At 64.7% G+C, this 25,705-nt stretch carries 30 protein-coding genes; 23 read left to right on the top strand and 7 right to left on the bottom strand.

The window, feature by feature from the left end:
* The first annotated feature begins 57 nt into the window (after positions 1-57).
* Positions 58-903 carry a pantoate--beta-alanine ligase gene (gene panC / locus EWH12_RS01645; RefSeq protein WP_129925495.1) on the top strand — a complete coding sequence of 282 codons (846 nt, stop codon included), beginning with the start codon at positions 58-60 and terminating at the stop codon, positions 901-903.
* 41 nt (positions 904-944) lie between these two features.
* Here the strand turns inward: panC and EWH12_RS01640 are convergent, their stop codons facing one another.
* A complete protein-coding gene (locus EWH12_RS01640) occupies positions 945-1,385 on the bottom strand; it encodes a CopD family protein (protein WP_129925494.1) in 441 nt (146 codons plus the stop codon).
* A gap of 25 nt (positions 1,386-1,410) precedes the next feature.
* The gene (gene hemE / locus EWH12_RS01635; RefSeq protein ID WP_129925493.1) at positions 1,411-2,457 is read right to left on the bottom strand and encodes a uroporphyrinogen decarboxylase; all 1,047 of its coding nucleotides are present in this window, start codon (positions 2,455-2,457) and stop codon (positions 1,411-1,413) included.
* Positions 2,458-2,749: 292 nt separating this feature from the next.
* Between hemE and EWH12_RS01630 the strand changes: the two genes are divergently transcribed.
* The 11 genes from EWH12_RS01630 (at position 2,750) to EWH12_RS01580 (ending at position 9,863) form a co-directional block, all read left to right on the top strand.
* Complete coding sequence (locus EWH12_RS01630; protein WP_066607558.1) at positions 2,750-3,577, top strand: pyruvate, water dikinase regulatory protein; 828 nt, start codon at positions 2,750-2,752, stop codon at positions 3,575-3,577.
* On the top strand, positions 3,574-4,179 hold the full coding sequence (locus tag EWH12_RS01625) for a Maf family protein (RefSeq protein ID WP_129925492.1): 606 nt from the start codon (positions 3,574-3,576) through the stop codon (positions 4,177-4,179). Before EWH12_RS01630 ends, EWH12_RS01625 begins: the two co-directional genes overlap by 4 nt.
* A complete protein-coding gene (gene aroE, locus EWH12_RS01620; protein ID WP_129925491.1) occupies positions 4,176-5,003 on the top strand; it encodes a shikimate dehydrogenase in 828 nt (275 codons plus the stop codon). The genes EWH12_RS01625 and aroE overlap by 4 nt, the downstream gene beginning before the upstream one ends.
* A gap of 12 nt (positions 5,004-5,015) precedes the next feature.
* Positions 5,016-5,609, top strand: coding sequence for a dephospho-CoA kinase (coaE, locus tag EWH12_RS01615; RefSeq protein WP_129925490.1), 594 nt, complete (start codon positions 5,016-5,018; stop codon positions 5,607-5,609).
* A 33-nt stretch (positions 5,610-5,642) separates the two neighbouring features.
* Positions 5,643-6,335, top strand: a complete 693-nt coding sequence (gene dnaQ / locus EWH12_RS01610; protein WP_129925489.1) for a DNA polymerase III subunit epsilon — start codon at positions 5,643-5,645, stop codon at positions 6,333-6,335.
* 88 nt (positions 6,336-6,423) lie between these two features.
* Positions 6,424-7,020, top strand: a complete 597-nt coding sequence (gene hpf / locus EWH12_RS01605; RefSeq protein WP_066607224.1) for a ribosome hibernation-promoting factor, HPF/YfiA family — start codon at positions 6,424-6,426, stop codon at positions 7,018-7,020.
* A gap of 122 nt (positions 7,021-7,142) precedes the next feature.
* Complete coding sequence (locus EWH12_RS01600; protein ID WP_066607226.1) at positions 7,143-7,610, top strand: PTS sugar transporter subunit IIA; 468 nt, start codon at positions 7,143-7,145, stop codon at positions 7,608-7,610.
* On the top strand, positions 7,597-8,073 hold the full coding sequence (locus tag EWH12_RS01595; protein ID WP_066607228.1) for a PaaI family thioesterase: 477 nt from the start codon (positions 7,597-7,599) through the stop codon (positions 8,071-8,073). Before EWH12_RS01600 ends, EWH12_RS01595 begins: the two co-directional genes overlap by 14 nt.
* Positions 8,063-8,404, top strand: a complete 342-nt coding sequence (locus EWH12_RS01590; protein ID WP_066607229.1) for a DUF1491 family protein — start codon at positions 8,063-8,065, stop codon at positions 8,402-8,404. The genes EWH12_RS01595 and EWH12_RS01590 overlap by 11 nt, the downstream gene beginning before the upstream one ends.
* A 175-nt stretch (positions 8,405-8,579) precedes the next feature.
* Positions 8,580-9,245 (top strand): cell wall hydrolase, encoded by a 666-nt coding sequence (locus EWH12_RS01585; protein ID WP_129925488.1) that lies wholly within the window; start codon positions 8,580-8,582, stop codon positions 9,243-9,245.
* A gap of 123 nt (positions 9,246-9,368) precedes the next feature.
* Positions 9,369-9,863, top strand: a complete 495-nt coding sequence (locus EWH12_RS01580) for an MmcB family DNA repair protein (RefSeq protein ID WP_066607233.1) — start codon at positions 9,369-9,371, stop codon at positions 9,861-9,863.
* 175 nt (positions 9,864-10,038) lie between these two features.
* Here the strand turns inward: EWH12_RS01580 and EWH12_RS01575 are convergent, their stop codons facing one another.
* Positions 10,039-10,653 carry an ankyrin repeat domain-containing protein gene (locus EWH12_RS01575; RefSeq protein ID WP_390902371.1) on the bottom strand — a complete coding sequence of 205 codons (615 nt, stop codon included), beginning with the start codon at positions 10,651-10,653 and terminating at the stop codon, positions 10,039-10,041.
* A gap of 38 nt (positions 10,654-10,691) precedes the next feature.
* On the opposite strand from EWH12_RS01575, the gene EWH12_RS01570 reads away from it, so the two are divergent.
* The 4 genes from EWH12_RS01570 to EWH12_RS01555 are packed head-to-tail and all read left to right on the top strand — an operon-like array spanning position 10,692 to position 12,758.
* Positions 10,692-11,372: an SCO family protein gene (locus tag EWH12_RS01570; RefSeq protein WP_129925487.1), complete on the top strand. Its 681-nt coding sequence runs from the start codon at positions 10,692-10,694 to the stop codon at positions 11,370-11,372.
* Entirely contained in the window at positions 11,360-11,797 is a 438-nt protein-coding gene (locus EWH12_RS01565) for a YcgN family cysteine cluster protein (RefSeq protein WP_129925486.1), read from the top strand. Before EWH12_RS01570 ends, EWH12_RS01565 begins: the two co-directional genes overlap by 13 nt.
* Complete coding sequence (locus EWH12_RS01560; protein ID WP_207212343.1) at positions 11,754-12,494, top strand: M48 family metallopeptidase; 741 nt, start codon at positions 11,754-11,756, stop codon at positions 12,492-12,494. Before EWH12_RS01565 ends, EWH12_RS01560 begins: the two co-directional genes overlap by 44 nt.
* 3 nt (positions 12,495-12,497) lie before the next feature.
* The gene (locus EWH12_RS01555) at positions 12,498-12,758 is read left to right on the top strand and encodes a hypothetical protein (RefSeq protein ID WP_129925484.1); all 261 of its coding nucleotides are present in this window, start codon (positions 12,498-12,500) and stop codon (positions 12,756-12,758) included.
* Here the strand turns inward: EWH12_RS01555 and trhO are convergent.
* Positions 12,755-13,594, bottom strand: coding sequence for an oxygen-dependent tRNA uridine(34) hydroxylase TrhO (trhO, locus tag EWH12_RS01550; RefSeq protein ID WP_129925483.1), 840 nt, complete (start codon positions 13,592-13,594; stop codon positions 12,755-12,757). The two genes, EWH12_RS01555 and trhO, sit on opposite strands and share 4 nt — an antisense overlap.
* Before the next feature lie 66 nt (positions 13,595-13,660).
* Here trhO and pdeM point away from each other — a divergent pair, with 66 nt between their 5' ends.
* Both pdeM and EWH12_RS01540 read left to right on the top strand, forming a co-directional pair.
* A complete protein-coding gene (pdeM, locus tag EWH12_RS01545) occupies positions 13,661-14,320 on the top strand; it encodes a ligase-associated DNA damage response endonuclease PdeM (RefSeq protein ID WP_129925482.1) in 660 nt (219 codons plus the stop codon).
* A gap of 189 nt (positions 14,321-14,509) precedes the next feature.
* Entirely contained in the window at positions 14,510-17,332 is a 2,823-nt protein-coding gene (locus EWH12_RS01540; protein WP_129925481.1) for a TonB-dependent receptor, read from the top strand.
* A 12-nt stretch (positions 17,333-17,344) separates the two neighbouring features.
* Here the strand turns inward: EWH12_RS01540 and EWH12_RS01535 are convergent, their stop codons facing one another.
* A complete protein-coding gene (locus tag EWH12_RS01535; protein WP_129925480.1) occupies positions 17,345-18,079 on the bottom strand; it encodes a YggS family pyridoxal phosphate-dependent enzyme in 735 nt (244 codons plus the stop codon).
* Between the two features lie 23 nt (positions 18,080-18,102).
* Here EWH12_RS01535 and EWH12_RS01530 point away from each other — a divergent pair, with 23 nt between their 5' ends.
* Entirely contained in the window at positions 18,103-18,657 is a 555-nt protein-coding gene (locus EWH12_RS01530; RefSeq protein ID WP_129925479.1) for a thiamine phosphate synthase, read from the top strand.
* Positions 18,658-18,666: 9 nt separating this feature from the next.
* Here EWH12_RS01530 and EWH12_RS01525 read toward each other — a convergent pair whose 3' ends face one another.
* On the bottom strand, positions 18,667-19,344 hold the full coding sequence (locus tag EWH12_RS01525) for an HAD family hydrolase (protein WP_277986009.1): 678 nt from the start codon (positions 19,342-19,344) through the stop codon (positions 18,667-18,669).
* 98 nt (positions 19,345-19,442) lie between these two features.
* Here EWH12_RS01525 and EWH12_RS01520 point away from each other — a divergent pair, with 98 nt between their 5' ends.
* The 4 genes from EWH12_RS01520 to EWH12_RS01505 are packed head-to-tail and all read left to right on the top strand — an operon-like array spanning position 19,443 to position 23,048.
* Positions 19,443-20,552 carry an ABC transporter permease gene (locus tag EWH12_RS01520; protein WP_066607252.1) on the top strand — a complete coding sequence of 370 codons (1,110 nt, stop codon included), beginning with the start codon at positions 19,443-19,445 and terminating at the stop codon, positions 20,550-20,552.
* Positions 20,552-21,436, top strand: a complete 885-nt coding sequence (locus EWH12_RS01515; RefSeq protein WP_129925478.1) for an ABC transporter ATP-binding protein — start codon at positions 20,552-20,554, stop codon at positions 21,434-21,436. Before EWH12_RS01520 ends, EWH12_RS01515 begins: the two co-directional genes overlap by 1 nt.
* A 2-nt stretch (positions 21,437-21,438) precedes the next feature.
* On the top strand, positions 21,439-22,401 hold the full coding sequence (locus tag EWH12_RS01510) for an MlaD family protein (protein ID WP_066607258.1): 963 nt from the start codon (positions 21,439-21,441) through the stop codon (positions 22,399-22,401).
* Positions 22,401-23,048, top strand: coding sequence for an ABC-type transport auxiliary lipoprotein family protein (locus EWH12_RS01505; protein WP_408021516.1), 648 nt, complete (start codon positions 22,401-22,403; stop codon positions 23,046-23,048). The genes EWH12_RS01510 and EWH12_RS01505 overlap by 1 nt, the downstream gene beginning before the upstream one ends.
* A 48-nt stretch (positions 23,049-23,096) precedes the next feature.
* Here EWH12_RS01505 and pepN read toward each other — a convergent pair whose 3' ends face one another.
* Positions 23,097-25,697, bottom strand: a complete 2,601-nt coding sequence (gene pepN / locus EWH12_RS01500; RefSeq protein ID WP_129925477.1) for an aminopeptidase N — start codon at positions 25,695-25,697, stop codon at positions 23,097-23,099.
* Between the last annotated feature and the right edge of the window lie 8 nt (positions 25,698-25,705).

The following is a 25,705-nucleotide window of genomic DNA, read 5'->3' as shown; positions in this document are numbered from 1 at the left end:
CCGGCGCGAGCCTAGCAGGACAGCTATAGTGAAGCCCTTATCGGAGCCGTTCCTTCCGTGCAAACGCTGCGTGACCTGCCCGCCCTTCGTGCCGCCGTCGATGCGCTGAAAAGCGATGGAAAGCCGCTGACATTGGTGCCCACAATGGGCGCGCTGCATGACGGTCATATGGCGTTGGTGGAGGAAGCGCGGCGGCGCGGGCGGCATGTCGTCGTGTCGATCTTCGTCAATCCCCGCCAATTTGGTCCCAACGAGGATCTGGACGCCTATCCCCGGCGCGAGGCGAAGGATGCACAGATGCTGGTCGCAGCAGGCGTGGACATCCTCTGGATTCCGCCCGTCAATGTCATGTATCCGGCCGGTTACGCCACGAACATCAGCGTGTCCGGGATCAGCGACGGGCTGGACGGCGCAGCCCGGCCGGGCCATTTCGACGGGGTGTCGACGGTTGTTACCAAATTATTCAACCAGGTGCGGCCCGATGTCGCGATTTTTGGCGAGAAGGATTATCAGCAGCTCGCCGTGATCCGCCGTTTCGTGGCGGACCTCGACCTATCCGTCGAGATTATCGGGATGCCGACCCAGCGGGCCGAGGACGGCCTCGCCCTCTCCTCCCGCAACGCTTATCTGAGCGAAGAAGAGCGCAAGGCGGCGCTGGCCCTGCCCCGCGCGCTGGGCGAGGCTAAACGGCAGATCGAGAAGGGCGAACCCGTCGAGGGCGCGCTGGCCAAGGCGATCGCTACGCTGGCGGCGCATGGCTTCGACCCGGTCGATTATGTGAGCCTGTGCGATGCGGCGACGCTGGCGCCGATGACGGTGCTGGATCGACCCGCGCGGCTGCTGGGCGCGGCAAGGCTGGGCAAGACCCGGCTGATCGACAATATCGCGGTCGATCCGGCCTGATCGATCGATCACGTCGAGAGGGCGTTACCCCATTATGATACCTAAAAAGGCTTCACGATCACCGCGATGACGATGACCGCGGCGGCGATGCCGGGGATTTCGTTCATCATCCGCAATTGCTTGTCGCTGAGCGGGCGCTGACCCCGCGCAAGCTTCTTCGTATAGCCCGCGACCCAGCCATGATAGCCCGACAGGCCGAGGACGAAGAGCAGTTTGAGGTGAAACCAGCCAAAGCTCCACGCGCCGATCTCCACCATCAGCATCAGCCCGAACAGCCAGACCAGGACCAGCGAGGGATTGAGGATGATCTTGAGCAGTCGTCCTTCCCGCTCGATCCATTTCTGGTCTTCGGGCGATCCGGGTACGGTTTCCTGATGATAGACGAAGAAGCGCGGCATCATGAACAGCCCCGCCATCAGGAAGATGACGAAGATGACATGGGCGGCCTTCACCCAGAGATAGGCGGCGCCGAGATAGGCCATCAGACGGAAACTCCCTTAAGCGGCTTCATGCTCTTCGCACATAGCTAATGAGCGCTTCGACATGCGCAATGGGGGTATCGGGCAAAATGCCATGGCCCAGGTTCATGATATGCGGCCGGTCGGCGAAGGCGGCGCGGATCGTATCGACCGCCTGCTCCACCGCGCGGCCGCCCGCGATCAGCGCCAGCGGATCAAGATTGCCCTGCACCGGCATCGCCTTTGGCAACGCCTGGTTCGCCCAGTGCGGATCGATGGTTTCATCGACGCCGACCGCATCGACGCCGGTCTGCGCGGCATAGTCGGCGAGCTTCGCGCCCGCGCCCTTGGGAAAGCCGATGATCGGAATGGTCGGGTGCAGCGCTTTCAGTCGCGCGACGATCCGCTTATTGGGTTCGATCACCCAGCGCTGGAATTGCAGCGGAGACAGGCTGCCGGCCCAGCTGTCGAACAGTTGCACGGCTTCGACGCCCGCGTCGATCTGGCCGCACAGATAGGTTACTGTCGCATCGACGATGGCGTCGATCAGCGCGGCGAACTTTTCCGTCTGCTGATAGGCCATACGGCGCGCCGCCCCATGATCCTTGCTGCCCTGCCCCGCGACCATATAGGTCGCAACGGTCCAGGGACTGCCCGCAAAGCCCAGGAAGGTGACCGAAGGGTCCAGCGCCGCCTTCACCTGCCGCACCGTCTCGTAGACCGCCTCGAAGCGGCTGAAATCGGGTGTCAGTGCCGACAGGTCGGTTTCGGCAAGGATCGGGGCGAGACGCGGGCCTTCGCCAGCCTCGAACCACAGATCCTGCCCCATGGCGTAGGGTACGATCAAAATGTCGGAAAAGAGGATCGCGCCATCGAAGCCGAAGCGGCGCAAGGGCTGGAGCGTGACTTCGGCGGCGGCGGGGCTGTCATAGACGAGTTCCAGGAACCCGCCCTTGTCCGCCCGCAGCGCGCGATATTCGGGGAGATAGCGGCCGGCCTGGCGCATCAGCCACATGGGCGGAACAGCGGGACACTCGCCCCTGAGAACGGCCATGAGCGGTTTGGCGGGATGGTCGCTCGGCGCGGCGGGGCTCATCTATAGTCTCTCTTATTATTAAGATTCAAAAAGGATGATGGAGATAGTAGGGCGGTTGGCAGCGGGGTTTATGCGTTGCGCCCGGATTTGCCAACAGCTTGACTCAGGTGCGCCGCGCTTTGCCGTCCGAGTCACCATGGTCATCCACGCTATCCACAGGCTGTGGATGAAATTACGGGTCTGTTGGGGGCATGTGGATAAGATTCCCGGCTCCGGGGATAGCGGAAAGACGGGTTTTTATCCCCTATTTCATCCCTTGCTTTATCCACAGCCTGCCCACAGAGATATGCCCATGGCGCGCATCCATCTCCATCTCCTGTCTGACTCCACCGGCGAAACGCTGGAGAATATCGCCAAGGCGGCGATCGGCCTGTTCGAAAATGTCGAGGCGATCCGCCATTTCTGGCCGATGGTGCGGTCCGATGTCCATCTCGACCGGATTATGGAGGAGATCAGCGCCAATCCTGGCCTCGTCCTCTTCACCCTGACCAACCATCCGCTGCGCAAGCGGCTGGAGACGCGCTGCCGCGCGCTTGGCCTGCCCCATGTCGCGGCGCTCGACAGCGTGGCCGACGCCCTGTCCAACATATTGGGGCAGGAGACCCGCACCAGGCCGGGGCGCAAACATATATTGGATGAAGCCTATTTCGCCCGGATCGAGGCGATCCAGTTCACCATCGCCCATGACGATGGCGTGGGCCATGAAAATTGGGAGGAGGCCGACATCGTGCTGGCCGGGGTGTCGCGCGCGTCGAAGACGCCGACCTCCATCTACCTCGCCAATCGCGGCTACAAGACCGCCAACATCCCGCTGGTCCCGGAATCGCCGCCGCCGCATAATCTCTACAGCCTGAAGCATCCCATGGTGGTGGGGCTGACCGTCAGCCCCGAACGGCTGATCCAGATCCGCCGCAACCGTCTGCTCTCGCTCAACCAGGCGCCCGAAACCGCCTATGTCGATAATGAGAAGGTGCAGGAGGAACTGGCCTTCGCCCGGCGCATGTTCGCGGACAATGGCTGGCCGGTGATCGACATGACCCGCCGGTCGATCGAGGAGGCCGCGGCCGCCATCATCAACCTGTTCAACGACCGCGAACTGGCGGAAGGGGTAGAGGCATGATCGTCCTCGCCTCCCAGAGCGCGAGCCGCAAGGCGATGTTGACCGCGGCGCTGGTGCCGTTCGAAACCCTCTCGCCCGGCGTCGATGAGGAGGCCGCCAAGGACGCGCTGCGCGCCGACGGGCTGGACGCGCGCGCGCTGGCCGATGCGCTGGCGGAACTGAAGGCGCTCAAGGTGTCGCGCCGCGTGCCGGGCGCGCTGGTGCTGGGCTGCGACCAGACGCTGAGTATCGGCGATGGCGATGATCGCGGCGTAATGATCGACAAGGCGGTTGATCGCGCCGACGCGACACGGATATTGCAGCTCTTGTCCGGCCGGGTCCATCACCTCCACAGCGCGGCGGTCATCGTGCTAAATGGCGAGCCGATCTGGCGCCATGTCGAGCGGGTGCGGATGACGGTGCGGCCCTTGTCCGACGCCTTCATCGCTTCCTATCTCGACGCGGACTGGGACGCATTGCGCTGGTGCGTGGGCTGCTACCGGATCGAGGGTCCGGGCGCACAACTGTTCAGCAAGGTCGAGGGCAGCCAGTTCGCGATTCAAGGACTGCCTTTGCTGCCTTTGCTTGACTTTCTGCGCGTGCGCGGCGTTTTGGCGGCATGACCGACAAGTTGCCCTATGCCGAAGTGATCGGTGATCCGATCGACCACAGCAAATCGCCCCTGATTCACAATTTCTGGCTGAACGCGCTGGATATCGAGGCGGAATATAAGAAAACCCACGTGACGCCGCAGGGGCTGGCCGCCTATTTCCTGATGCGGCGGAGCGATCCCGACTGGCTGGGTTGCAACGTCACCATTCCGCACAAGATCGCGGTGATGGACTATGTCGACGACCCGGGCGGGGTGCGCGAGCGGATCGGCGCGGTCAACACCATCGCCAGCGAAACCGGCGGGCCATTGATCGGCACCAATACCGATGCGGGCGGCTTCCTCCAGCCGCTGCTACGCGACAAGTGGAAGGGGCAGAGCGCGGTGATCGTCGGATCGGGCGGCGCGGCGCGCGCGATCCTGTTCGCGCTGTCCAGCCTGGGCGTGCCCGACATCACCATCATGGCGCGCGACGTGGCCAAGGCGCAGGCGCTGCTGAACCGCAGCGGCGCGCCGGGCCGGGCGATCGGGCTGGGCGACGCGCTGCCCGCGGCCGACCTGCTGGTCAATTCGACCTCGCTCGGCATGATCGGCCAGCCGGTGCTGGACCTGGACCTGGCCTCGTTGGCGGACAATGCGACGGTCTATGACATCGTCTATGCGCCGCTGGAGACGGGCCTGCTCAAGACCGCCAAAGCACGGGGCCTCAAGACGCTTGATGGCCTAGAGATGCTGATCGGCCAGGCGGCGCTCGCTTTCGACATCTTCTTCGACGCGCAGGCGCCGCGCGACCTGGACGCGGAATTGCGGGCGCTGCTGATCGCGGCGGACGATTAAGGGCTGGCGACGATGAAAGTCTATGGCCTGACCGGATCGATTGGCATGGGCAAGTCGGCGGTCGCGGCGATGCTGCGGCGCGAAGGCGTGCCCGTGTTCGACGCCGACGCGCAGGTGCATATTTTGCAGGGACCGGGCGGTGCGCTGCTCCCCGCGATAGAGGCGCGTTTTCCCGGCACGACCGGGCCAAGGGGCGTGGACCGGGCGAAGCTGGGCGCGGCGGTGTTCGGCCATCCGCAGGAACGCCGGGCGCTGGAAGCGATCGTCCATCCGGCGGTGCAGGCGGCGCGACGGCTGTTCCTGCGCCGACACCGGTCGCGGAAATTCGTGGTTCTCGATATTCCCTTATTGTTCGAAACCCATGGGTACCGGCGGTTGGACGGCGTCATCGTCGTCACCGCGCCGGCATGGAAGCAGCGCAAGCGGGTGCTGGCGCGACCTGGCATGACGGCGACGAAATTCCGACAGATCGTCCATCTGCAAACCCCCGATGCGCAAAAGCGGCGACGGGCGGACCATATCATCCGCACCGGCGCAACCTTTACCGACACCCGTGCGCAGGTGCGCCGTCTGGTCGCTTGCCTTGGCGCGCAGACAGGTCGATAAGGGTTGGCCCATAGAGTCGAAACGAAGAGGGCGATGCGCGAGATCATTTTCGACACCGAAACGACAGGATTCGATCCGGCATCCGGCGACAGGATGGTTGAGATCGGCTGCATCGAATTGATCAACCGGGTGCCATCGGGTCGCACCTTTCACGCTTATTATAATCCACAGCGCGACATGCCCGCCGCGGCCGAGGCGGTGCATGGACTATCGACCCATTTCCTGTCGGACAAGCCGCTGTTCCACAGTGGCGCGGCCGACCTGCTCGCCTTTCTGGAGGACAGCCCGCTGGTCGCGCATAATGCGCGGTTCGACTTCGGATTCCTCAACCATGAATTGCGCCGGTGCGGCCATGCCGACGTGTCGCTCGACCGGATGATCGACACGGTGGCGATCGCCCGCACGCTGCATCCCGGCGCCAAGCACAGCCTGGACGCGCTCTGCACCCGATACGGCATCGACCGCAGCCATCGCGTCAAGCATGGCGCGCTGCTCGATGCCGAATTGCTGGCGCAGCTGTATATCGAACTGACCGGCGGCCGTCAGATCGGCCTGGGTCTGGCACAGGAGGAGGATAAAGAGATCGTCGGGGTGGAACTGTCGGCTGGCGCCGTGGTTCGCCCTCTTCGTCCTGCGCGCGTCTTCACAGCCAGCGCGCAGGAGCTGGAGCGGCATGCGGCGTTCATCGCGACGCTCACCAAGCCGCTCTGGCTGGAGGAGGCCTGAGGCAAGCCGGTCGTTGACCGGTCCCCCCATGTCTCCAGACCAACCGGGTCGCCTTCCTGGCGGCCTGGCAAGAACAAGGAGAAGGCATATGGACATTCGCATTTCCGGGCATCAGGTCGAAACGGGTGAGGCGCTCAAAAGCCATGTCACCGACCGTTTGGAGGCGATGGCCGAGAAATATTTCTCCCGCACGATTTCGGCCCATGTCACTTTTCGCAAGGCGCCCCATGGCGCGTTCCACTGCGACATCGTGTGCCATGTCATGACCGGCCTGATCCTGAAAGGCGCCGGCGAAGCGCAGGAGGCGCATCCATCCTTCGATCAGGCGTGCGAGCGTATCGAGAAACAGCTGCGCCGCTACATGCGCCGCCTCAAGGACCGCAGCAGCCAGGCCGCCGCCGCAGAAGCGCAGCGGACCAACGGCTATAGCGTCGATGACATCGATGGCGCTGGCTACACCATCTTCGCGAGCACTATGGAGGATGAGGAAGACGCCGCCGATGCGCCGCTGATCGTGGCGGAAACCCGCGTCGACATCCCCGAAGCGAGCGTGTCGGACGCGGTGATGATGCTGGACCTGCGCAACACCAATGCGCTGCTGTTTCTCAACGCCGGCACATCGGCCTATAATATGGTCTATCGTCGGCATGACGGCACCATAGGTTGGGTCGAACCACGCGGTTGATCCTGCGCCCGGCCCCGGCCGCCTGTTGACCTGATGGTGCGGGCGGCTTATGGGGCCGGGCTTTCATTGTCCGAGGAAAGCGCGAAGACTGTGCCGCGCGGCTCGGCCGTTTCGGATTGACCATGGTTCACTTCAACGACATCGTTTCGGCCGACGCGCTCGCCACGGGCCTGTCGGCGAACGGCAAGAAGCAATTATTTCAGAAGATCGCGGGGCTTGCCGCCTGCGCCTATGATCTGGACGCGGACGAGGTGGGTGACGCCCTGTTCGAGCGCGAACGGCTGGGGTCCACGGGCTTTGGCGGCGGCGTCGCCATCCCCCATGCCAAGATCGCAGGCCTGTCCAAAATGTGCGGCGTGGTCGTGCTGCTCGACCCGGCGGTGCCGTTCGACGCGGTGGACGAAGCGCCGGTGGATGTCGTCTTCGCCCTGCTGTCGCCGGTCGATAGCGGCGCAGAACATCTGAAGACGCTGGCGCGCGTGTCGCGCTATCTGCGCGATGAGGGTCAGGTGACCCGGCTGCGCGGCGCACAGTCGACCGGCGCGCTCCACGCGCTGCTGGCGGGCGGCGAGGCGCGTGACGCTGCCTGAGACGACGCCCGGCGCCGGCGCGAGCGGCGAAACCGCGCATTTTCGCGCGTTGGAGAATCTCTACCGTTCCGCGCCGATCAACCGGCTGTTCCGGTCGGACCTGACGATCAGCGAGCCGGGCCGGTCGGTGATCGACTTCGACGTCGATGAAAGCCAGTTTCATGCTGCGGGAGCGGTGCATGGCACCGTCTATTTCAAGATGCTGGACGATGCGGCCTTCTACGCCGCCAACAGCCTCGTCAGCGACCGTTTCCTGCTGACCACCGCCTTCAACCTGCTCTTCACCCGTCCGATCGCGCCGGGCCGGATTCGCGCCGAGGGTCGCTGGATCAGCGGCAAGCGACGGGTCTATGTCGCCGAAGCAAGCCTGATCGATTCCGACGGCGAAGAGGTCGGGCGTGGCACCGGCACCTTCATGCGATCGCAATTTTCGCTCTCTTCGCTGCCGGGCTATGGCCGCTGACGCCCGGCTGACCAGCGCGATGCTGGTGGGCGCGCTGCGGCGGCGGGTCGCGGCCGCCGGCGGTTTCGCCACGATCCTGGTCAAGGGCGACGTGATCAGCGGTGTGATTCTGGTCCAGACGCTTGAAAAAGGGCGGGAAACGGGTCTTTTCGAAAGGGTGTCGAACTTTGCCGGGGGTTATGCGTTAATGCGTTGTGGTCCTTCGATCGAAGAGGGGCCAGAGGCGCTCGCTCAATATGTAGCGCGCCGGCGCAAGTCGGACCCCGACCTGTGGATAATCGAACTCGACATCCCGGAAGCGGAACGGTTTGCCGTGGAAACACTCGGCTGATCGTTGACTCATCGCAATGGTTTGGGCAGAGGCCGCCCACGCCAACGCGCAGGTTGCCGAATTCGCCCATTGGGGGGCGGGGCCGGTAAACACGCAGACGGGGGGCGGCCGAACGTCATAAGAATATCGGTTGAAACGACGTTTCCGGCCAATAACCGCATGTTTTTGAGTGATAATGAGTTTTCGTCTGAAAGCTGCCATCGCCGCAGCCTTCGCCCTGTCCGCCGCTGCTGCGGTCACGGCGTCCGATATGTCGATCGCGGGCGAATCGATCGCCACGACCACCTCTCTCCCCCAGACGTTTCCGCAAACGTCCCCGACTGGCGCGCAATCCGCCGTCATTTTCGCCGCGCCGCGTGAAATTACGCAGCCGCTGGCATCGGCCGACAAGGCCGACCCCGAATTTTCTACCGATTCCGACGCGCAGGCGACCAGCCTCGCTGCTCTGGTCGACGCCCAAGGCGCGCCTGAGGAGCTGGACGGCGACATGCATTGCCTGGCCGGCGCGGTCTATTTCGAATCCAAGGGCGAAAGCCTGGAAGGTCAGCTGGCCGTCGCGCGCGTGATCATCAACCGGGCCAAGTCCGGCCGCTTCGCCGACAGCCTGTGCGGCGTCGTCTATCAGCCCAGCCAGTTCAGCTTCGTGCGGGGCCATTCGATGCCGGCCGTGCGCGCCGACAGCCGTAGCTGGCGCGAAGCCGTCGCCATCGCCCAGATCGCGATGAACGACAGCTGGGTCAGCCGCGCGGAAGGCGCGCTCTTCTTCCACGCCCGCCGCGTATCGCCGGGCTGGGGCAAGGCCAAGCTGGCGATGATCGACAATCATATCTTCTATCGTTGAGGATATGGCGGCGACGATCGGGCGTGGGAACGCGCCGGTTCGCGATGGCGAAATTTTCAAGGCCGGTTCGGTTCGTCCGAATCGGCCTTTTCATATGTTCCTGTCCTGTTCTATGGTGGCGCGATGAGTAGCGCCCCGATAGACGCCTGTTCGCCGCTAACCGACGGCACCGCCCTGGCGGTGGCGCGCGGCACGCTGCGACTCTTCTTCCGCCACGACATGAGCGGCATATTGGAAGTGCCGCTGCCCAATGGACGCCGCGCCGACATCATGGCGATCGACGGCGCGGGGCGGCTGACCATCGTAGAGATCAAGTGCAGCCGGGCGGACCTGTTGGGCGACATGAAATGGCCCGACTATTTCGACTATTGCGACCGCTTCTTCTGGGCGGTGCCGGCCGGGTTCGACCTTGCCCCGTTCGAGAGCGAGGCGCTGTGGCCGACGCGCACCGGCCTGATCGTCGCCGATCAATATGACGCCGAACTGGTGCGCCCGGCCCCGGTGGAGCCGCTGGCCGCCGCCCGGCGCAAGGCGGAGACGCTGCGCTTCGCCCGCCGCGCCGCCCGGCGGTTGACGGCGCTCAGCGACCCGGACCATGTTACGGAACTGGGCTGGTAGGGGGACGGCCATAGGCGACCAGAAGCGGACCTTGGCCGACCCTTGCAATCCGTTCGCCCTGAGCGAAGGCGAAGCATTTGGCCTCGCTCCGCTCGGCAGAGGGCTTCGACTTCGCTCAGCCTGAACGGATTTCCTATGTCCGCTTCCCGCCCAAACCCGCCTTATCCCCACTTCCTCAAAACACCGGACCCTGCACCGGCCCCTTGGGCGCCGCGGCGGGCTTGGCGGCGTCGAGCGCTTCGGTAAGGCCGGGGGTACGGCCGTCGCGCTTGGCATAGTCGCGGGCGGACATGCCGGCGATGGTGTCGCGCTTCTCCGGATTGGCGCCCTGCGCCACCAGCAGGCGGACCAGACCGACGTCGCGCAGCTGCACCGCGCGGATCAGCGGGGTTTCGCCGCTGTCATTCACCTTGTCGACCTGCGCCTTGTAGGCGAGCAGCGTGCGCACGCCTTCCTCGAACCGGCCCTGCACCGCATCCATCAGCGGGCTGTTGCCGTCATTGTCGGTCAGGTTGGGATTGGCGCCCTTCGACAACAGGAAGGTCAGCCAGGTTCCATCGCGCCGGGCGACGAGGATGTGCAGCGCATTTTCGCCGGTCGATACGTCGCGGCTGTTGATGACGGTGGAGCCGGGTTTCTGGAGCAGGTTGGTGACCTTCTCCCCATCCTTGTCCTTCACCGCCTTCAGAAAATTGTAATTGTCCGAAAATTGCGCCTGGGCGGGACCGGGAACCAGCAGCGCCAGCGCCAGCGAACCCAGCAATGCGGAAAAAAGCTTCGTCTTCATCATGCGCCCCGTTGCATTTGCAAATCGCGTCCTAGCAGGGCATGGCTGGCCATGCCATGAACAAAGACGTCGCCCCATCCATCCTGCCTTCCATCGCCCTGCCCTTCCTCGCCTTGCTGGCTGCCTGCAATATGGGTGCTGGCGGGAATGCATCAAGCGGCGACAGCGAACAGGGCGAATTGATCGGCGCGCGGATCGGCGCGCCCTTCACCCTGATCAACCAGGACGGCAAGCCGACCCATTGGGACGATTATAAGGGCCAGTATCGGCTGGTCTATTTCGGCTATACCTATTGCCCGGACGTCTGCCCGGTCGATCTGCAACGGATCATGCAAGGGTTCGCGCAATTCGAGAAGGACAGGCCGGCCCTGGCCGCCAGGGTCCAGCCGATGCTCATCAGCGTCGATCCGCAACGCGATACGCCCGCCGTGCTCAAAACCTATGTCGCGGCCTTCCATCCGCGCCTGATCGGCCTCACCGGCACGAAGGATCAGATCGCCAAGGTCGCCAAGGATTTCGTGGTGATCTATAATCCCGAGGAAGGGTCTGGAAAGGCCGGGGGCGCGAGCGACTATATGGTCAGCCACAGCCGCACCCCCTATCTGTTCGACGGCGAGGGCAAGCCGGTTGCGCTGGTGCCGGTGGACGATCCCGCCACGGCGGACGTGAATGAAGGCGCGCCGGACAAAGTGGTCGCCTTCCTGGAAAAATGGGTCAAGTGACGCACTTCTGGGAAAAACCGCTTAACAAGCTCGACAAGGCCGAGTGGGAAGCCCTGTGCGATGGTTGCGGCAAATGCTGCCTGCACAAGGCCGAGGATGAGGAGACGGGGCGGATCTATCCGACCAATGTCGCCTGTCGCCTGCTCGACCGGCAGAGCGGGCAATGCAGCAATTACAAGGACCGGCGAACGTTCGTCCCGGATTGCGTGCGGCTGACCCCGGCCAAGGTCAGGCAGATCGGCTGGCTGCCCAGAACATGCGCCTACCGGCTGCGTGAAGAGGGACTGCCGCTGCCTGACTGGCATTATCTGATCTGCGGCGACCGGGAAGCGGTGCATCGGGCGCAGGAATCGGTGCGCGGCTGGACGATCGCGGAGGCCGATGCGGGCGATTGGGAAAATCATCTTGTCGACCGCGAACTCTGATCCCGATGCGGCGATCCTGATCGATGGCGTGGCCATGCCGGTGCTGGTGCGCCGATCGGCGCGGGCGCGGGCCTACCGGCTGACGATCGACAGCACGCGCGGGGCGTTGCGCCTGTCGCTGCCGGCGCGGGCGAACCTGAAAAAGGCGCTCGGCTGGGCGCAGGATCATGAAGGCTGGGTGCGCGCCCAGATGGCCAGGCAGCCCGCTGTCACGCGGCTCGACCATGGTACGGTCTTCCCGCTGGAGGGGCGCGAGGTGACGATCCACTGGGTCGCGGGCGCGACCCGCACGATCCGACTGGAGGGCGACCGGCTGCTGCTGGGCGGCGCGGCGGAATCAGTGGGCGCGCGAGTGCAGCGCTGGCTCGTCAGCCGCGCCAGGGCGGTGCTGGAGACCGAAAGCCACGAAATCGCGCGCGAGCATGGGCTGATCGTTGCATCGGTCGGCGTGGGCGATACCCGCAGCCGCTGGGGCAGTTGCGCCTCGTCCGGGGCCATCCGCTATAGCTGGCGGCTGATCCTGGCCCCGCCCGAGGTGCGCAGGGCGACCGTGGCGCATGAACTGGCGCATCTGCTGCACATGGATCACAGCCCCGCCTTTCATGCGGCGCATAAGCGGATCTATGGCGCGGACCCGCGCCCGGCGCGGGCATGGCTGCGTGCGCATGGCGCGGGCCTGCATCGCTATCGGGGCTGACGCATGGCCCGCAGGAAGCGTTACCTGACCGCCACCATGGCGGACGGCTATGTCAAGACGATCGGACCTACCGCCGATCCCTTCACCCATTATTGGCGGATCGTCGCGGTGCTGGACAATGGCAGGACCGAGGTCTTCTGGGGCCATGTCCGCTCGCTGGCGGAGGCGAAGAAGAAGCGCGCCGCCGCAGCGGAAGGGGCGAAGATGCGGGGATGGAAACGCTATGATTTCGAGATAGCGGAACTGGTGGAGACGTCCGCTTAACCCCGGTGCGGCCAAACACCGGACTCGTCGCCCGGACAGTCATGCGCCGCATCGCGCAGATGGGGCAGGCCGCAATCGCGGCAGGTGACATAGTCGCCGGGTTGGAGGCCATGGCCGACCGCGACCCGCTCGTCGAAGACATAGCAATCGCCCTGCCAGCGGCTGTCGGCTTCGGGCATCTCCTCCAGATAGCGCAAGATGCCGCCCTTGAGGTGATAGACGTCGGCAAAGCCGCGCGCCTTGACCAGCGCGGTGGATTTTTCGCAGCGTATGCCGCCGGTGCAGAACATCGCAATCTTGGGGCTGCGACCCTGCGCCTTCAGGTCTGCGGCGAAGGCGTCGAACCAGTCGGGAAATTCGCGGAAGGACCGGGTTTCCGGGTCGATAGCGCCTTGGAAGGTGCCGACCGCCACTTCATAGGCGTTGCGGGTGTCGATGACGACCGTGTCGGGATCGGCGATCAGCGCGTTCCAGTCGGCCGGGTCGAGATGGGTGCCGGCCTGCGTCGCCGGGTCGAGATCGCCCACGCCCAGCGTCACGATCTCCGCCTTCACCTTCACCTTCATCCGGGCGAAGGGCGCGAGATCGGCCCAGGAATATTTGACGTCGGCGTCGGCGCAGCCAGGCAGGGCGCGGATATGCCCGATCAAAGCCGTGATAGCGCCCGCATCGCCCGCGACCGTGCCGTTGATCCCCTCCCCGGCCAGGATCAGCGTGCCGCACGTGCCCAGATCGGCGCAGCGCGCGCGCAGGTCTGCGGCCAGCGCCTGCGGATCGGGAAAGCGGGCGAAGCAATAGAGGGCGGCGAGGGTGTAAGCGGGGGGACTAGCGGACATGGCCAGCGCCTATAGGCGTTTGCGCGCCCCCTTGAAAGCCGGGGCGTAGAGGCGCATAGGCGGGCGATGGTTCCCCTTTCGTTCGCAGGTCACGCTTTCATGGCGCTGCCCGAAGCCGCGCTCTACTGGCCGGCGCAGCGGGCGCTGCTGGTCGCCGACCTGCATTTCGAGAAGGCGAGCTGGTATGCGCGCTTCGGCCAGTTCCTGCCGCCCCATGACAGTGAAGCGACGCTGGACGTGATCGAGGCGCTGGTGGAACGCACGGGCGCGCAGGCGGTCTTGTCGCTGGGCGACAGTTTCCATGATGCCCATGGTGCGGCGCGGCTCGATCCCTCGGCCCGAAAAAGACTATTTTCCCTTACGGAAAGGCTGGACTGGACCTGGATTACCGGCAATCATGACGTCGGTGTCGCGGACATGCCGGGGGGACGTCGGGTAGCGGAAGCGCAGGTCGAGGGGATATGGTTGCGGCATGAGGCGGAGGCGGACGATCCGCGCCCCGAAATATCCGGCCATTTCCACCCCAAGCTGCGCCTGTCGCTGCGCGGTCGGCATGTGTCGCGGCGGTGCTTCGTGGGGTCGGCGACCAAGCTGATTCTGCCTGCGCTGGGTGCGCTGACGGGGGGGCTGGATGCGGGGCATGGCGAGATTCGCCGCGCGGTGGGGGCTGGAGCGGCCGCATTGGTGCCGGTCGCGGACCGCTTATTGCGCTTTCCCTTATCGTAAGGCGACGTTACGGAAAGCAGATATTAAGCCGTTGCCGATAGGCAACAGAGCTGGATCATTCGGCCGTCAGCTGCGCCAAAAGGCGCAGAAAAGCTTGGCTCTATTGCCTTCGCCCTGCTGTGTCCGCATAATCACCCACAGTTCCGACGCGGCGAAAAGTCGCGCGGACCAGGAGAGGATTAGCCAATCATGACAGACAAGAGTCTCTGGGCATCTGCCGCCATCGTCGCGCTGGCCATGAGTGCGGTCGCAGGCGCGTCCGCTGCGCAGGCGCAGGATGCAATGCAGGACGGGGCCGCGCCGCAGCCGGTCGCCGACGATTTGGGCGCCAACATCATCGTCACCGCCACCCGCCGCGCCAGCCCCCTGTCCGACGTACCGATCGCGGTATCGGCCGTGGGCGCGGCCGCCATGCAGAATAGCGGCGCGAGCGACATCCGCACGCTGAACCAGCTGGCCCCGTCGCTGCTCGTCTCCTCCACCGGCTCCGAAGCCAATGCCTCCGCCCGCATTCGCGGCATCGGCACGGTCGGCGACAATCCGGGGCTGGAAAGCTCGGTCGCGGTGTTCATCGATGGCGTTTATCGTTCGCGCACCGGGTCGGGCCTCAACGAACTGGGCGAGATCGAGCGGGTCGAGGTGCTGCGCGGGCCACAGGGCACGCTGTTTGGCCGCAATGCGTCGGCGGGCCTGATCAACATCATCAGCAAGGCGCCGGAAAACACTTTCCACGCCAAGGGTGAGATCACCTATGGCAATTATGATTATTGGCGGCTGTCGGGCCGCGTCACCGGGCCGATCGCCGAGGGTATCGCGCTCAGCCTGGACGGCGTCTGGTCCAAGCGCGACGGGTTCTACAAGCTGGTCGACGGCGCGGGCGCGACAGTCGGCGACACCAACGACCGCGACCGTTATTTCGTGCGTGGCCAGGCGCTGATCGAACCCAATGACGCGCTCTCCATCCGGCTGATCGGCGATTATACCAATCGCGACGAAAGCTGCTGCGGCGCGGCCTATATCGAATCGCGCGAGCGGCGACCGGCGGCCGGCGGCGGCTATACCGACGCGCCATTCAACCGCATCGCGGCGATCCTGGCGGGTCAGGGCAGCGTCATTCCGGCCGATCCCTATGATCGCGAACTCGTCACCACGCCGGGCCGCGACTATGTCAGCAAGCTCAAGGATTGGGGCGTGTCGGGCGAGATCAATTATGATTTCGGCGGCGCGAAGCTGACCAGCATCACCGCCTATCGCGATTATAAATCCCGCGACTATGGCGATTACGACTATAACCGCGCCGACCTGCTCTACCGCGATCCCAACACCTATCGCCAGTTCAAGACCTTCACGCAGGAATTGCGGTTGCAGGGTTCGGCCTTCGCCGACAAGCTCGACTGGCTGGTCGGCGGCTATTACGCCAATGAGCGGCTCACCTTGCAGGACAATATCCGCTTCGGCGCGGATTATGGCCGGTTTGCCGCCTGCCGCCTGATGGCGGGGGCGAGCGTGAACAGCAATTTCACCGCCCCGCAACTCGCAGCCTGCGGCAGCGGCCTGGCCACCCAGCCGCTCATCAATGGCACGCAGGCGAACCTGAACGCCGGGCTGACCGCGGCATTGATCGCGCGCGGCGTGCCCGCGCCGATCGCGGCGGCGCAGGCCGGGGCGATTTCGACCGGGCTTGGCAACGGCCTGCGCGCCCTGTCGGCGATCCCGTCCGGCACTGGCGACGTCGCGTCGCTCTATCGCCAGAAGAGCGAGAATTGGGCGCTCTTCACCCATAATATCGTCCACATCACCAATCGGCTCGATCTGACCCTGGGCCTGCGCTACACCCATGAAAGCAAGCGCTTCTCGGCGGATTTCAACAATAATAATGCGACCTGCGCGGCGTTGCAGGCGTCGGGCCTGCCCGGCATCGCCACCAACCCGGCGCTGGGCAGCGCGGCGACGCTGGCGGGCGGCATATTGACGCTGGGGTGCCTGGGCAATGCGTCCACCGGTCTCAACGCGCTCGACCTCAACGACAAGATCAGCGACGGTGAATTTTCCGGGACGGCGGTGCTATCGTGGAAGCCGATTGACGAATTGCTGCTCTATGGCAGCTATTCGAAGGGCTATAAGGCGGGCGGCTATAATCTGGATCGCTTCCAACTGGGATCGACGGGCCTGAACGCCATTCCGGCCGTCTTTTCGCCGCGCACCAATGCCGACGTCGCCAGCCTGCGCTTCGCCGCGGAAAAGGTGGATTCGTTCGAAGTGGGCCTGAAATTCGCGCAGCCCAAATGGAGCGTGAACATCGCCGCCTTCCGGCAGGAGTTCAAGAATTTCCAGCTCAACACCTTCAACGGCACCAGCTTCGTCGTGCAGAATATCAATGGCTGTGACGGGGCACTGTCGGCGGCCCGCACCTGCGACAGCGGCGATGTCGGGCCGGGCCTGATCAGCCAGGGCGTGGAACTGGAAGCGTCGGTCACCCCCGCGCGCAACTTCCGCGTGTCGGGCGGCGCGACCTATGCCCGCGCCAAATTCGCCAACCGGCTGGTAGGCAGCGGCGACGGCAGCGTCCCGCTCGACACCGCGCTGTTCCTGTTGCCCGGATCGATCAACAGCAACGCGCCGCAACTGGTCACGACCGCCAGCATGGCCTGGACCCCGGACATCGGCGCATCGGGCCTGTCCGCGCTCTTCTATGTCGATGGCCGCATGACCAGCGACTATAATACCGGGTCCGACCTGTTCCCCGAAAAGCGGCAGGACGGCTATGCCATCGTCAACGCCCGCGTCGGTATCCGCGGCGCGGACCAGCGCTGGGCGGTGGAATTCTGGGGCCAGAATATCTTTAACCAGAATTATACCCAGGTCGCCTTCTCCAGCCCGCTCCAGTCGAGCAGCCCCGGCACGTCGACAACCGGCCAGTTCGGCCAAGGCGCGCCGATGGCAAACCAGCTCATCTCCGCCTATCTGGCCGAACCGCGCACCTATGGCATCACATTGCGCGGGAGTTTTTAGGCGCGGAAGTTTCTAGGCACGGGAGTTTCTGAGCATCCCTCTCCCGCTCGCCGGTACGGGGCGAGCGGGGGATGGCCTTTCCCCGAACAGCGCTGTGCCGACGCGGATATCGGTCGCGCCCAGCATGATCGCGGTTTCATAATCGCCCGACATGCCCATGGACAGGCGCTCCAGTCCCTCCTCCCGCGCGATCTTCGCCAAGAGCGCGAAGAAGGGCGCCGCCTCGATATCGGCCGGCGGCACGCACATCAGGCCCAGAACAGGGATATCGGCCGCGCGCGCCGCGGCGATCAATGCAGGCAGATCGGCAATAGCGCAGCCGCCCTTCTGCTCCTCCGCGCCGATATTGACCTGGATGAAACAGGGAACGCGCTTGTCCGCTGCGTCCATCGCCCTGGCCAGCGCGGTCAGGAGCGAGGGACGGTCGAGGCTGTGGATGACGTCGAAAAGGGCCACGGCGTCGGCGGCCTTGTTCGACTGGAGCTGGCCGACCAGATGCAGTTCGACGGCGGAAAATTCCTCGCGCAGCGCGGGCCATTTCTCCTGCGCTTCCTGCACCCGATTTTCGCCGAAGCGGCGCTGCCCGGCATGGAGCAGCGGGCGGATCGCATCGGCGTCATGCGTCTTGGACACCGCGATCAGGTTGATGGCGTCTGCGGTGCGCTGCGTCAGGCGGGCGGCGCGGTCGATGCTGTCGCGCAGGGTGGCGAGGCGCTGCGCCGCTTCGATTAGGCTGTCTGTGGTCATGTGCGCTGCTATAGGCGAAGGCCATGGATCGTCGCCACCGCAAAAAACTGCCCACCCTCTGGCTGATGACCGATGAGCGGGTCGATACGGCGGCGTTGCTGGCGGCGGCCATGCGCTTGCCCAAGGGGCGCGGCGGCATCGTGTTTCGGCATTATCGGACCGAGCCAATGGCGAGAAGGGCACTGTTCGAGGTGCTGCGGAAGATCGCACGGCGGCAGCGGCTGGTGCTGATGCTGGCCGGGCCGGTGCGCGATGCAGTGGCGTGGCAGGCCGATGGCGCGCATGGGCGGGACGCGCGTCGAGCGGACCGCCTCCTGTTGCGCAGCCGCGCCGTCCATGATGGGCGGGAGGCCGCGGCGGCGCGGCGGGCGGGCGTCGATCTGTGTTTCGTCTCGCCCCTGTTCCCCACCCGCTCGCATGTCGGCGCCAAGATTTTGGGACGTGTGCGTTTCGCGGCCCTGGCGCGGCAGGTCGATGCGCCGGTCATGGCGCTGGGCGGCGTGCGCCGGGGGCATCGGCCTATGTTGCGGGGGATCGGTGCGGATGGCTGGGCTGCGATCGACGGGTTGACGGCCTAGGCCGCCAGATCAGCTCCAGTCCACCCGCGTCCATCCGCGATCCGCCGCCAGCCGGGCCAGCGGCTTGTGCGGGTTGGAGGCGAAGGGGATATCGGCGAACTCCAGCATTGGCGCGTCCGACACATGGTCCGAATAGGCGCGGATATGCGCCTGCGCGCGGTCGATCGCCTGCGACGCCATCCATGCCTTGATCATCCGCAGCTTGCCGGTGTCGTAGCAATTTTCGCCCGCGATCCTGGCGCGGACATAGCGCAGATCCTGGCTCAGATGATCGGTGGCGATCACCGCGTCGAAGCCCAGCCGCCGCGCGATCGGTTCGACATAAAGGCGGTAGGAGGCGGTGGCGAGCACCAGCCTATAGCCGTCGGCGCGATCCTGCGCGATCTGCGCCACGGCCCCTGCACGCAGGTTGCGGGCGATCACCCGGTCGGCATAGCTTTCGACATGCGGCATCAGTTTCGCGCGTTCGACGTTGAAGCCGATCATCAGCGCCTGGTTCAGTTCCTTCAGCCGCTGGCGACTGATCAGCTTCACCACATAGGCCAGCATCAGCAGGATGACGCAGGGAAAAAGCACCAGTCGCCATGGCGCCATATGCCCCGCCACATGGATCAGAAAGCCTGTATAGGTGCCGCTGAAGGTCACCGTGCGGTCCATGTCGTAAATGGCCAGCCTGTGCGTCGTCATGCCGTTTCCGAAACTTTTCTGTCCGCCCTTCGTTCTGGCTTGCGGATGGGCCGTTTCGGCTTGCCGTGCAACCGATAATGGACCAGTAATCCCATCGCATGAACAAAGCCGCCGAATTAGCCGAGGAACAGCAGGACGGCAGTAATGTGGTCCGGCTTTCCGGATCGCTGGCGATCGCCTGTCTGGGCGACCTGCCCGACCGGCTGGACGCCGTGCAGGGGCCGGTCGGCGCCATCGATCTGTCCGCTGTCGACCATATGGATACGATCGGCGCCTGGACCGTGCATCGCGCGACCAAGCGGCTGGGCTGTGATGTCACCGGCGCCAGCGACGATGCGCGACGCCTGATCGACGCCGTCTGCCATTTGGACGAGCCGATGCCGATCCGGCCTGACCATGTCCATCCGCTGCGTCGCGTCGTCGGCCAGATCGGCGAAGCGGTGATCGCGTCCGGCGCGAACCTGATGGGGCTGCTCGGCTTTTTCGGCGCCACGCTGATCGCGAGCTGGAGCGTTATCCGCCATCCGCATCGGTTCCGCATCAATGCGGTGGTGCAGCGGTTCGAAGTGGTCGGCGTATCGGCGCTGGGCATTATCGGCCTGATGAGCTTCCTGATCGGTATCGTCATCGCCCAGCAGGGGTCGGTGCAGTTGCGCCAGTTCGGCATGGAGATGCTGACGATCAACCTGGTCGGCCGCCTGACTTTTCGCGAACTGGGCGTGCTGATGACCGCGATCATGGTCGCCGGCCGTTCCGGTTCGGCCTTCGCCGCGCAATTGGGCACGATGAAGCTGACCGAGGAGGTCGACGCGATGCGCACCATCGGCGTGTCGCCGATGGAGGCGTTGGTGCTGCCGCGCACGCTGGCCGTTGTCATCATGATGCCGTTGCTGGGTTTTTACGCTTCGATCATGGCGGTGATCGGTGGCGGATTTCTGTGTGCGATCGCGCTGGAGATTCCGCCCATCACCTTTGTCCAGCGATTGCGGGAGGTCGTTCCGATCACCGATCTGTGGGTCGGCCTGATCAAGGCGCCCGTTTTCGGCATCATCATAGCGCTGTCGGGCTGTTTCCAGGGGATGCAGGTGAAGGCCAATGCCGAGGAAGTCGGTTTGCGCACCACTGCGGCCGTGGTGCAGGCGATCTTCCTGGTGATCGTGATCGACGCCTTTTTCGCCGTCTTCTTCACTTGGGTGGGCTGGAACTGATGAGCGAAGAAGAGATCCAGCGAGCCGAGGAAGAGCGGATCGAACAGGCGGTGGAAACGGCCGAGATCGCCATTTCGGTGCGTGGATTGCGTAACAGCTTTGGCGACCAGGTGGTGCATGAGGGGTTGGACCTGGATGTGCGCAAGGGCGAGATATTGGGCGTGGTCGGCGGGTCCGGCACCGGCAAATCGGTGCTGATGCGCGCAATCATTGGCCTGCAAACGCCCGATGAGGGCGATATTCACGTTTTTGGCGAATCGATGATCGGGCGGCTGGATGACGAAGCGTTGGCGATCCGCAAGCGCTGGGGCGTGCTGTTTCAGGGCGGCGCGCTCTTTTCCACCCTGACGGTGGCTGAGAATGTCGAGGTGCCGATCCGCGAATATTATCCCAATATCGGGCCGCAACTGCGCGACGAGATCGCCGCCTACAAGATCCGCATGACCGGCCTGCCGACCGAGGCCGGTCCCAAATATCCGGCCGAATTGTCGGGGGGCATGAAGAAGCGCGCGGGCCTGGCCCGCGCCCTGGCGCTGGACCCGGACCTGCTGTTCCTGGACGAGCCTACCGCAGGCCTGGACCCGATCGGTGCGGCGGCATTCGATGAGATGACGCGCAAATTGCAGCAGACGTTGGGCCTGACTGTCTTCCTTATCACCCATGATCTCGATACGCTCTATTCGATCTGTGACAGGGTGGCGGTGCTGGCCGATAAAAAGGTGACCGCCGTCGGCACGATCGAAGAGTTGCTGGCGACCGATCACCCCTGGATTCAGGAATATTTCAACGGTCCGCGCGGCCGCGCCGCAACCGCGGCGGTGTCGCGCGAAAAGGACCGGGAACAGACAAAGGCGGCGCTTAGTCCGTCGGACGGAAGGCGATAGATATGGAAACCCGCTCCAATCATGTGCTGGTCGGTGCAGTCACGCTGTTGCTGCTGGCTGCGATCATGGCCGCCGCCTTCTGGTTCTCGCGCGTTTCCGATGGCGAGAATAAGGAATATGACATCTTCTTCAAACAGTCCGTCAGCGGCCTCGCAAAGGGGTCTAGCGTCAATTATTCCGGCGTGCCGTCGGGCAAGGTGGAGAAGATCGAACTTTGGAAGCGTGATCCGAGCTTCGTGAAGGTGCGCATTTCCGTCAAGGACGGAACCCCGGTGCTGCAGGGCACCACCGCGACCATCGCCGGGGTCGGCTTCACCGGCGTCAGCGAAGTGGTGCTGGACGGCGCCGTCAAGGGCGCGCCGCCGATCGCCTGTCCGACCGGCAATGTGCGGGCGGCCTGCCCCGACGGGGTGCCGGTGATCCCGACCAAGCCGGGCGCGCTGGGCGAACTGCTCAACAATGCGCCGCAGCTGTTGGAGCGGCTGTCGACCCTCACCGAGCGCCTGACCGAGTTGCTGAGCGACAAGAATCAGCAGTCGATCGCGGGCATATTGGCCAATGTCGAGCGGGTGTCCGGCGCGCTGGCCGATCGCAGCCCTGAAATCGCCGCCACCCTGGCCGAAGCGCGGATCGCGGTGCAGCGCACCGGTGTCGCCGTCGAACAGATCGGCAAGCTCGCCGCCACCACCGACACGATGCTGAACGAGGAAGGCCGACCGCTGATGAGCGACCTGCGCAAGAGCGTGCAGGCGGCGACCCGCAGCATCGAGACGTTGGACAAGACCATCGGTGAGGCGCAGCCGGGCGTAAAGGCGTTCAGCACCCAGACCATGCCGGAGGTCAACCAGCTGGTCCGTGACCTGCGCGAAATGTCGCGCTCCTTCCGCGGCGTTGCGGAAAAGCTGGACCAGCAGGGCGCGGGATCGCTGGTCGGATCGCCCAAGCTGCCGGACTATAAGCCATGATGATGAGAGAGATGCGGACCATGTTCCATGTGAAACACCCCGGCGCGAACCGGAAAGGCGCGCTTGTCGCGCTGACCGCTGCCGTCCTGCTGTCGGGTTGCGTATCCTTCGGCGCAAAGCCCCCCGAAAAGCTACTGACGCTGGATGCCGCGCAGAAGGTGCCGTCCGGCGCCGCACGGGTGGCGGGTGGCGGGCGTACGCTGATCGTCGCCGATCCCGACGCGCCCAAGACGCTGGATACGGTGCGCGTGCCGGTGAAACTGGGGCCGACCTCCGTCGCTTATGTGACCAAGGTGCAATGGGCCGACACGCCCCGCCATCTGTTCCGGGGCCTGCTCGCCGAAACCATTTCCGCCACGACCGATCGGGTGGTGCTGGATTCGGGGCAGTTTTCCGGTGATGGCGGCCAGCGACTGAGTGGCGAACTGGTGGCCTTCGGCATCGATGCGGCGAGCAACAGCGCGGTCGTCACCTATGACGCGGTGCTCACCACCCCCAACGGCGTCGCGCTGGCGCGGCAGCGGTTCACCGCCAGCCAGCCGGTGGGCGGCAAGATCGAAGCCGGGACGGTCGGAGCGCCGATCAATGTCGCGGCGAACAAGGTGGCGGCCGACGTCGCCGCCTGGGCCGCGGCGGTGAAGGACTGACGCCTTGAAGGTTCGCTTCGCAACGCGAAGCGAACCCCTGCCGGATGCTTATTCCAGGCTCTTTCCCGCCTGTTCGGTCACATCCTTTGACAATCCCGGTTGCGCCAGAATGCGTTGCAATTCCGCCCGCATCAGCGCCGCACGCTTTTCCTCGAACCGCTTCCAACGGCCCAGTGGCGGCACCAGTTTTGCGGCTGTCTGCGGATTGAGCCTGTCGAGCGCGATGATGCAGTCGGCCAGCAGGCGATAACCCTTGCCCGACTTGTGGTGAAACGCCCACTGGTTGCCGGCGAAGGCGCCGAACAGCGACCGCACCCGGTTGGGGTTGGCGAGCGTGAAATCCTTATGCGTGCTTAACTGCGCGACCAGGTCCACGGTGTCGGGATGCAGCGCGAACGCCTGGGTCTGGAACCATTTGTCGAGCGTCAGCGCGTCGGCGGCGTAGCGATTGTAGAAGATGTCGAGCGCCGCCTCCCGCTCCGGGCTGGCGCCATTGGCCAGCGTGCCCAGCGCCGCCTGACGCTCGGTCATATTATCGGCCTCGCTAAACTGGACGAATGCGATGGCAGGGCCATCCTGCGCGCCCGACGCCACCAGATAATGGAGCGCCGCGTTACGCAGCTTGCGAGCGCCCTTGGCGGCGGGAGAAAGGGAGAAGGCGTTCGCCTTGGTCCGTGCATGGATATCGCGCCACAGCGGTTCCAGCCCGGCGCCGATCTGCTGTTGCAACGCATCGCGCGCCGCATGGATCGCGTCGGGATCGACCAGGCGCATCTGGTCGCCCAGATAGGCTTCGCTGGGCAGGCGGATCGTTTCTGCGATAAAGGCGGGGTCCAGCAACGGATCGGTGATTGTGTTGCGCACGGCGTCGATCACCGTCGCGTCGTCGGTGGCGTGGCCCGCGATGCGGCCGACCAGCACATTGACCATTAACTGCTGCATCGCTTCGTAACGGGCGAAGGGATCGTCGTCATGCGCCGACAGAAAGGCGAGATCGTCCTGGCTACGGTTGGTTTCCACGATCACCGGGGCGGAAAAACCGCGGTTGATCGACGGGATGGGCGTGGCCGGAAAGCCGGTGAAGGTGAAGCTCTGCTTGCCCTCCGTCAGCATCAGCAGTTCGTCGCCGCGATGCTGCCCGGTGGCGGGATCGAACAGCGCGGTGCGCAGCGGGATCGCCATCGGCCGCTTGTCGGTCTGACCCGGCGTCGGCGGCATCGTCTGCTCCAGCGTCAGTGTGGCGCTCTGGCTGATCGGATCATGGCTGATGAGGGCGCGGACATGCGGCGTGCCGGCCTGCTCATACCAGCGGCGGAATTGGGTAAGGTCGATCCCCCCGCCCTCCTCCATCGCCAGCACGAAATCCTCGCAAGTGGCGGCTTGTCCGTCATGCCGGTCGAAATAGAGATCGGTGCCTGCGCGAAACCGCTCCGCACCCAGCATCAACGCCATCATGCGGATCAGCTCGGCGCCCTTATTATAGATGGTGGCGGTGTAGAAGTTGCTGATTTCCATATAGGATTCAGGCCTGACCGGATGGGCGAGCGGGCCGCTATCCTCCGGAAACTGGCCGGCGCGCAGAATGCGAACATCCTCGATCCGCTTGACCGCATGGCTGCCCATGTCGGCGGAAAAATTCTGGTCGCGGAAGACGGTGAAGCCTTCCTTCAAGGAAAGCTGGAACCAGTCGCGGCAAGTGACGCGGTTGCCGGACCAGTTATGGAAATATTCATGCGCCACCACGCCTTCGACCCCATCATAGTCGATGTCGGTCGCGGTTTCGGGATCGGCCAAAATATAGCGCGAATTGAAGATGTTGAGACCCTTATTCTCCATCGCGCCGAAATTGAAGTCGGCCACGGCGACGATGTTGAACACGTCCAGATCATATTCGCGGCCATAGACCCGCTCGTCCCAGGCCATGCTGTTCTTGAGCGCGTGCATCGCATGATCGGTCCGGGCGAGATCGGCTTCGCGCACCCAGATGCCTAGCTGCACTTCGCGCCCGCTCATCGTGACGAAACGGTCGGCATTACAGGCGAGGTCGCCCGCGACCAGAGCGAAGAGATAGCAGGGTTTGAGGAAGGGATCGTTCCAGCGCGCCCAGTGGCGGCCATCGGGCAGGTCGCCCTGCTCGATGGGGTCGCCATTGGCGAGCAGGATCGGGAAGCGCGCCTTGTCCGCTTCCATCCGCACGCTGTAGCGCGACAATATGTCGGGCCGGTCGGGGAAGAAGGTGATGCGGCGGAAGCCTTCGGCTTCGCATTGGGTGCAGAGCAGGCCGCCGCTGGCGTAGAGGCCCATTAACTTGCTATTGCCCTCCGGCGACAGCTCCACCAGCGTTTCGACGCTATGTGCGGCATCGGGCAGCGCGATGATGAGCGCGCCGGCCTCCAGATGCCACTCGTCCTGCGCCAGCGGGCGGCCATCGACGCACACGGACAGCGGCACGATGCCCTCGCCATCGAGCCGCAGCGGGAGGTCATGATCGCCGTTGCGCGTGACCGACAGGGTTGCGCGCACCCTGGTCAGTGCGGGATCGAGATCGAAGTCGAGCGTGACGTCGGGGACCAGCCAGTCGGGCGGACGATAGTCCATCCGGCGAATGATGGTGGGCGCAGCGGCGTGGGTGGAGATCATGTCGGCCATGCCTGCAA

The sequence above is a fragment of the Sphingobium cupriresistens genome, from assembly GCF_004152865.1.
Taxonomy (GTDB): Bacteria; Pseudomonadota; Alphaproteobacteria; order Sphingomonadales; family Sphingomonadaceae; genus Sphingobium; species Sphingobium cupriresistens.
The sequence above is the reverse complement of the archived record's forward strand: the minus strand, read 5'-3'. Positions and strand labels throughout refer to the sequence as shown.